The following is a 7,949-nucleotide window of genomic DNA, read 5'->3' on the forward strand; positions in this document are numbered from 1 at the left end:
AAAAAATAGGCCAAAGCTATTGCGGAGAAAAAATAAATCACTATCTTTGCACCGCAATTCGGCAGAGAGCCGGGTGGCCAAGAAAAGAATACTTCAAAAAGGTGCGGTAGTTCAGCTGGTTAGAATACATGCCTGTCACGCATGGGGTCGCGGGTTCGAGTCCCGTCCGCACCGCCAGAAAAGCCTCGATAATCTTCGGGGCTTTTTTATGTATATACTTGAAATGTCTTGCTTTGCGCGACCTGCGACCGGGGGATATAAGAGTTGCGGTCGCTTGTGCCGGAATCGCAAGTTCGTGTCCTTCCGCGTCGTTTGAAATTTGTTGGAAAGTTCCCGGACATTGGTCCCGGAACTTTTTTATGCCCGAGTTTTGAGAACCTGCAAGGTTTCATTCCCGGCATGAGTATAAATCCCATGCCGGGAATGTTTTTTTAATCATTGGTTTATAAATAAATAGTACGGGTAATGCTCCTGTTGACATCGGTGCCCATTGACAGAATCGGTGAGATGTGATTATTCGTCACAAAAATGAAATAACTGTTACGGATCGGGGTCGATGAATTAATACTCTTGTCATACCCTTGAAACAGCATGACGATACTTTTGCCGTACCAAAATATAGGATTATGTTGTTTACGTTAAAAAGAAAATTTATTTTCCTGTTCAGCTTGGCGGCGATAACAGCCCAAGCACAGACCGTAATCAATGGCAAGGTTGTCGATAGGAACAACGAACCGTTGGTGGGCGTGAATGTTTCGGTGAAAGGCTCTGCAACGGCGACCATGACCGATGCCGATGGAACATTCACGCTGTCGAGCAAGATTGGCCTTGGAACTGCCGATAAGGTGGTGTTCAGTCTCTTGGGCTATGATCCCGATACGGTATCTTACAGCCCCCGGAAAACCAATTGGGTTGTCGTGTTGTCCGAGAAAAATGTTGTTCTCGACGATGTCGTGGTGACGGCATTGGGTATAAAACGCAACGAAGTCGGATTGGGATATTCCACCACGAAACTTGAAGCCGGCGAAATCACACGTTCCATATCGGCCAACTGGTCGCAGGCATTGGTGGGAAAAGTAGCCGGATTGAACGTCAATACATCTGCGGGTCCGCTGGGTTCCACGCGTATTTCTTTACGGGGAGATGTTTCATTGAACCAGGGTGGCAACAACGCTTTGATTGTTGTCGATGGTGTCCCGATGAGTGCCCCCATGGTAAATACCGGTAATGCGCAAGCGGCTTCGGGTGAAGGTTCGATAGACTTCGGTAATGGATTCTCCGACCTGAATCCCGAAGATATCGAGAGCGTGCAAGTGCTCAAAGGGGCCAGTGCTACGGCATTGTACGGTTCCCGTGCGGCGAACGGCGTGATAATGGTAACGACCAAAAACGGTAGCGAGCAGGACGACAGGCTCGGTGTTTCCTTCTCGTCAAACACGAGTATGGAAAATGTGATGATGTGGCCCGATTATCAGTATGAATTCGGGCAGGGGCAGTCGACGAACATCGGCCTCGAAGGTTCGATTTATGAAGGCCAGCATTACTATTCTTATGGCGATTTTCCCGACGGAACGGTGAGTGGAACGAGCGGGACGAGTAGTGCGTTTGGCCCGCGTCTCGACAGCGGATTGTCATTTTACCAGTATGATCCCGAAACACAAGCTCGCGGTGAGAGTCCTACACCTTGGAGGTCATACAAGAATAACCGCAAGGACCTGTTTCGAGAGGGTTTTACGACGACCAACTCGCTTTCTTTGTCGGGTAAGAATGACCGCGGTTCGGTGAGGGCTTCGGTAACCCACATGAAGAACAACTGGATTCTTCCCAATACCGGGTTCCAACGCCTCACGGCGACGATTTCTGGGCAGCAACAGATTTCACGCCTGCTGAGTATCAATTACCGGACAAGTTACACCTGGCGCAAGAGCGACAATCTCCCCACCGTGGGTTATAGTGGTAACGCCATATCTTATTTCCTGGCCTTCCAAAACCCCAGTGTCGACTTGGACTGGTATCGCGACATGTGGGTGCGGGGACAGGAGAATGTCACTCAACTGCAACCGTTCAGTAAAAACATTCAGAATCCCTATGTGATACTTTACGAGGCTTTGAACCCCACCGAAAAACATGCTACGGTGTCGATGTTGTCGGCAAACTTGAAATTGAGCAGCCACTTCGATTTTATGGTGCGTTCGGCTTTGCAACTCGAAAACGATTTGCGCGAACAGCACCGTCCGGTAAGCGACGTGGTTTTTCCCGATGGATATTTCCGAAAACAGAATGTGTTCAGTTATGAACTCAACAATGATGTCTTGCTGACTTATCACAACAGCTTTTTCAATGGAATCACCCTCAATGCCGCTGTCGGTGGAAATATGATGGTGTCGAAACTCGACATGCTGTCGAATGCCGCCAACGGCCTGATTACTCCGGGTGTTTACAAATTGGCAAATGCTGTTTCGGCCATCGAGTATGACCAGCGGCTTCTCAACAAGCAGGTGAACAGCGTCTATTTCACGGCAAACATCTCCTATGCCAACAAAATTTTCTTCGATGTGTCGGGACGTAACGACTGGTCGTCGACCCTGCCCAAGAAAAACAATTCATTCTTCTATCCGTCGGTTTCGATGAGTACGTTGATGAATGAGTGGTTTGAGATGCCCGACGAGATAAATCTCGTGAAGTTGCGCCTCTCCTGGGCCCAGGTGGGTAATGATACCGACCCCTACAAGACGTCGCAATATTATGCCACTACAAACTTTCCCGGTTCGGTAAAACTCCCCACGACATTGTTCAATACCGATTTCAAACCCGAAATATCGACCAACTATGAGGCCGGTGTCGATTTCAGGGTATTCAACAACCGTCTCGGTGTCGATTTTGCGTACTATTATAACCGCACCAAGAACCAAATCATCGATGCGCCGATGGACCCGACGACCGGTTACAGCAAGGCTACCATAAATTCGGGTACGGTGCAGAACATGGGTTATGAAATTGAAGTGGAGGCTGTCCCTGTCTTGACGAGAGATTTCAGTTGGACGTTACGTTTCAACTGGGCGAAAAACAACAATAAGATATTGTCGCTTTCTGAGACGGCCGACGAGAACCAGTTGATACAGAAAATTGCGCAAGCCTCTATCATAGGCCGTGTGGGCGGTAGTGTGGGCGATATCTGGGGATATAAGTTCAAACGTGCGCCCGACGGGCAAATAATCATTGACGAGACGGGTATACCCGTGTTGACCGATGAGATAGAATATGTCGCCAACGCCTATCCTGCATGGAAAGCCGGATTGTATAACGAGTTCAAGTATAAAAATTTCACACTTGGAATTTTGATTGACGGGCAATTAGGCGGAAACATATATTCTACCACGGCCCTCCGAATGGGCATCCAGGGCAAGAGCGAAGCCACGTTGAACGGACGGTTGCCCGGTACCCCTCTTTACATCGCGGCCGATGACCCCCGCATAGCAGGCTCCGATTTCCATCAGATAGGTGGTATGTATGTAATCGCCCCCGGTGTGGTGGAGAATCCCGATGGCACGTTCAGTCCCAATACCAAACCCGTTACCGCGCAGGTATATTATGGGCAGTATTATGCCGCTGAGAATGTCGAAAGCAATACCTACGATGCTTCATTTTTGAAAATCAGAGAGGTGCGCCTTGAATATGCATTTACGAAACACCAGTTGCGCAAAACCCCGTTCAGCAGCTTGTCCATCGCCTTGTATGGAAGGAACCTCTTCTGTTTTACCGATTTCCCGGTATTCGACCCCGAAATCGCAGCCTTGAACGGCGGGAACATCGTGCCCGGTATCGAAGCCGGTTCGTTGCCTTCGACCCGCTCCATGGGTATCAGTCTGAATGTGAATTTTTAATTGATAAAAATCATCAACATGAAAAAGAATATCAAAAATATATTGTTGGGCGGCATTTTCATGGGAAGCCTGTTCGCGGCTTGTACGCCGTTCGATGAGTTGAATATCGACCCGACCAAGCTCAGTGAAGCCAACCCCGGTTCTTTCCTCGACCCGCTTATCTACAATGTTTCGAAATTCGGTTGGAACCGTTACAACAATTACACCTATGAACTGATGGGAAACATCATCTCTTATCGAGACGTGAACGGCTTGGGGTGGTGGTTTGTCAAGGACAGCGAGGGCGATGGCACATGGAGCACTTATTATGAGTGGATCACCAATGCCAAAGCCATGGAAAAAGAAGCCGTGAAACTGAATGAACCCAATTACCGGGCCGTGTCGAAAGTCATGCAGTGCTTCATGTTCGATATTCTTGCATCGGCGTTTGGCGATATACCCTACCACGAAGCGTGCCGGGGCGACGAGCAGCTGTTTTATCCCGCCTTCGACAGTCAGGAAGAGGTGTACCGGAATATCTTGCAGGAGTTGGAAGCGGCCAATACGTTATTCGACACCGAGGGCAATCTGAGATACAACTCTACCGGCGACCTCCTCTATAAGACGATCGATGGCGAGGGTATCCTGAAATGGAAGAAATTTTGCAATTCGCTTCATTTGCGTGTGCTTGTGAAGTTGTTGGATGTCGATGGTTTCGATGCCGAGAACAAGATAAAGGAAATCCTCGACGACCCTGTTACCTATCCGGTATTCGAATCGAACGACGATGGCGCTTTGGTCGAAATAAGCGGTGTCTATCCTCTGGAAGAACCTCTCGTGCGTGGCAAAGGCTTTAATTCATACCGGGCCTGCACCGAGTTTGTCGTCAATACGCTCAAAACTTGGAACGACCCGCGGCTGCCTATTTTTGTGGCCAAGGAAGGTGGCGAATATATCGGGTGGCCGGCGGGATTTTCCGTTCAGCCCGGAGGAAAACCTTCGGCACCCAATAAAAACATGGCGCTCGCCCCGATGAAATTGACGTTGATGTCTTATGCCGAGCTGGAATTTATCAAAGCCGAGTTGGCTCAACGGAATATTATCGACACCGATGCCCGGGTTGCCTATGAAAATGGCGTGCGTGCGTCGGTTGAACAGTGGGGAGGGGAAATGCCCGGAGATTATTTCGAAAACCCCGATGCGGCTTATGATGGTACGCTCGAGAGAATCTTGTTGCAAAAGTTCTTTGCCTTGTATTTTTGCGATTACCAGCAATGGTTTGAATACAACAGGACAGGTCTGCCCCATATTCCGAAAGGCGACGGGATTCCCGACGGCCAGGAAATCCCCCACCGGTTCAAATATCCCTCCATCTTGCAACGTACCAACATGGATAACTACCAATCGGCCAAGACGGCCATGGGTGGTGATGAATTGTCGATAAAACTTATATGGCAACAGTAAAACACAATATGAAATATAAAATGAAAGCAGTTGTATTATTCGTTATGGGGTTGCTTTGCCTCTCTCCCGCGTTCGGGTCGGGAGCAGCCCTTCCGCCCGAAAGTGCGGAGAAAGAAGAGACTTCGCAAAAACCGCATGTCTACATATTCCAAGCCAAGACTGTCGGTGACGATGCCGCTTTTGTGACGCCCCACTATTTGGGCGAGCCTTGCACGGCCAAATGGGGCGCCTTCCAGTCGGGATATACCCGCACCTACGCGCAAGACATCGGTTTCTCGTCTACCACGGTTGAGTTTGCGAAACCTTCGGTCTACCACGCCGTTAAAAAGGTAAATCGTTATGTCGTGAAAGCCGTGAAGAAAAAAAGAATGAAAAAAGCCGACGCCGTGACGTTGATGTGCCATGTCTTGGACTGCGCCAATGCCATCTTGTATGAGAATGATACGAGAGCGCTCGAAAAAGATTTGGCTTCGACCAAAGAACCCGAGCGTCTGATAGATATTTTCAACCATATCGAGTTAATTGCAAATACAAATAACCAATCTGTAAGTCTTTAAAAAATGAAAGCATTCAAATTATTCGGGCTCCTTGGCATATTTGTTTTCAGCCTTGTTGCCCAAACGAGTCAAGCTGCAATCGGCGGAAGGGTCTTGGATTCTCGACAGAAACCGGTTCCGGGTGTAGTTGTGAATGACGGTGTGAATTTTACTGTCACCGACAAGAACGGCGCATATACGTTGCCGGCCGATGGAAAATTGTGCCGTTATGTCTCTATCTCTGTCCCCGCTGCATACCGGATTCCAGTCAACGAATACAACTTGATACGTTTCTATCAACCTATCGATGCTAAGAATACGTCAAAATCCTATGATTTTGTTTTGGAAAAAAGAGATAAAGTGTCCAGAAAATTCAATTGCCTTGTCTTTTCCGACCCCCAGCCCAAGAATGATTTCCATTTCGTGCGTTTCTTTACCGAAGCCGTGCCCGATGTGAAGAACTTTTTGAAAACCATCGAAGGTGAGACTTACGGCTTTGTCGAAGGCGATATTGTGAGCGATGCCCTGCACCTCTATCCGCTGTATGTCAGTGCCGTGTCGTCGTGGGGTATTCCCATGATGCATGTTATCGGCAATCATGATTTCGACTTGGAATATGCCGAGGCAAGCGAGGTGGATGATTGGGCCGAAGGTTATGCCGAGAAAAAGTACGAATCGTATTACGGCCCTACCGATTACTCTTTGAATATCGGTGGCGTTCATATTATTTGCATGAAAGACATTAATTATCATGGCCGGAAAAAATACGATGTGCGTCTGCTGAAAGAACAATTGGATTGGTTGAAAAAGGATTTGAGCTATATCGAGCCCGGTACGACGGTATTTCTCAATGTGCATGCTCCTCTATACCAGGTGATCAATGACCAGCCTTCACGCGAGGTCTTGAATATTCTCAAAGATTATAACGTGCACGTTTTCTCGGGACACACCCATTATCATAAAAACGAAATTTTGGCCGAAAACATCTATGAGCACAATGTCGGCGCGGTCTGCGGATTCCATTGGATTGGAAAAACCAGCCGTTGCGGGACTCCCAACGGATATATGTGGGTCGAGGTCGACGGCAATGATGTCCGTTGGCATTTCAAGTCGACAGGGTATGATATCGATCATCAATTCAAAATCTATAAACCTGGAAAATTCGATACGCAACGCGAATATGTAGTTGCCAATGTATGGGATTGGGATCCCGCCTGCCAAGTGAAGTGGTACGAAGACGGAGTCTTGCAAGGTACAATGGAACAATTTGCCGATATCGATCAAGAATATGCCCGGTCGGGAAGAGTAAATATTTTCAGAACCGACCATCTTTTCCGGGCCAAACCCTCTAAAACCGCAAAATCTATAAAAATAGAAGTTGTCAACCGGTTCGGGGAGACATACACCCAAACGGTAAAATTGTAGTCTGTCCGTACAACGGCGTAACTTTAGCTTAAAATAGCGAAAAGCCCACCGGCCTGAAAGTTGGTCGGCGGGCTTTTCGATTTCTTCATTTAGGGGGAAAAGTATAAGATCTGCCGAAAAACACTGTTAAGAAACAGATGAAAAAAATTGCGGAGAGAGACACAAAGGAGTATATTTGCAATCCTTGTCTTGACGAACAGACATTTTGAGCGAAAAAAAAGTTTCGCGTGTAAATGGCTGACGGATAGGGAGAAGAAAAAAAAGTCAGAAAAAAGTTTCAAAAAAAGTGGCAAAAAGATTTGGAGGGGAATAAAAAAGCCTCTATCTTTGCACCCGCTTTCCCGATAGAACGGGGGCCGCCCCGAGCGAGGGAAGCGAAAAGATCTTTGAAGGAATGATAGACAAAGTAGTACGAGACGAGTAAAAAGTCAACGTCAAAACCGGCGAATCATGAGCCGCTTTCCTGCAAAAGGGAAGAAGGCGAAAAAGTCTTCGATGGAATAAAAAAAGAAAAAAGAAATAATACAACGAAGAGTTTGATCATGGCTCAGGATGAACGCTAGCGACAGGCCTAACACATGCAAGTCGAGGGGCAGCACAGTTGAAGCTTGCTTCAATGGGTGGCGACCGGCGCACGGGTGAGTAACGCGTATGGAACCAA

General features: G+C 47.9%; 4 protein-coding genes, 1 tRNA gene and 1 rRNA gene. All 6 read left to right on the top strand.

Features of this window, described 5'->3' with window-relative positions; all coding sequences use genetic code 11:
- The first annotated feature begins 100 nt into the window (after positions 1-100).
- Positions 101-177, top strand: a tRNA-Asp gene (locus IAD09_00490).
- A 449-nt stretch (positions 178-626) separates the two neighbouring features.
- Positions 627-3,884, top strand: a complete 3,258-nt coding sequence (locus IAD09_00495) for a SusC/RagA family TonB-linked outer membrane protein (protein ID HIT80716.1) — start codon at positions 627-629, stop codon at positions 3,882-3,884.
- A gap of 18 nt (positions 3,885-3,902) precedes the next feature.
- Positions 3,903-5,327, top strand: coding sequence for a SusD/RagB family nutrient-binding outer membrane lipoprotein (locus IAD09_00500; protein ID HIT80717.1), 1,425 nt, complete (start codon positions 3,903-3,905; stop codon positions 5,325-5,327).
- Between the two features lie 20 nt (positions 5,328-5,347).
- The gene (locus IAD09_00505) at positions 5,348-5,884 is read left to right on the top strand and encodes a hypothetical protein (protein ID HIT80718.1); all 537 of its coding nucleotides are present in this window, start codon (positions 5,348-5,350) and stop codon (positions 5,882-5,884) included.
- 93 nt (positions 5,885-5,977) lie between these two features.
- Positions 5,978-7,288 (top strand): calcineurin-like phosphoesterase C-terminal domain-containing protein, encoded by a 1,311-nt coding sequence (locus IAD09_00510; protein HIT80719.1) that lies wholly within the window; start codon positions 5,978-5,980, stop codon positions 7,286-7,288.
- A gap of 524 nt (positions 7,289-7,812) precedes the next feature.
- Positions 7,813-7,949 (top strand): 16S ribosomal RNA (locus IAD09_00515); the annotation flags it as partial.

The sequence above is a fragment of the Candidatus Caccoplasma merdavium genome, from assembly GCA_018715595.1.
Classification (GTDB): Bacteria; Bacteroidota; Bacteroidia; order Bacteroidales; family UBA11471; genus Caccoplasma; species Caccoplasma merdavium.

What these genes read in the sequence shown, in the direction of transcription:
- IAD09_00495 (HIT80716.1), top strand. Translation starts at nt 627, where the DNA reads ATGTTGTTTACGTTAAAAAGAAAATTTATTTTCCTGTTCAGCTTGGCG.
- IAD09_00505 (HIT80718.1), top strand. Translation starts at nt 5,348, where the DNA reads ATGAAAGCAGTTGTATTATTCGTTATGGGGTTGCTTTGCCTCTCTCCC.
- IAD09_00500 (HIT80717.1), top strand. Translation starts at nt 3,903, where the DNA reads ATGAAAAAGAATATCAAAAATATATTGTTGGGCGGCATTTTCATGGGA.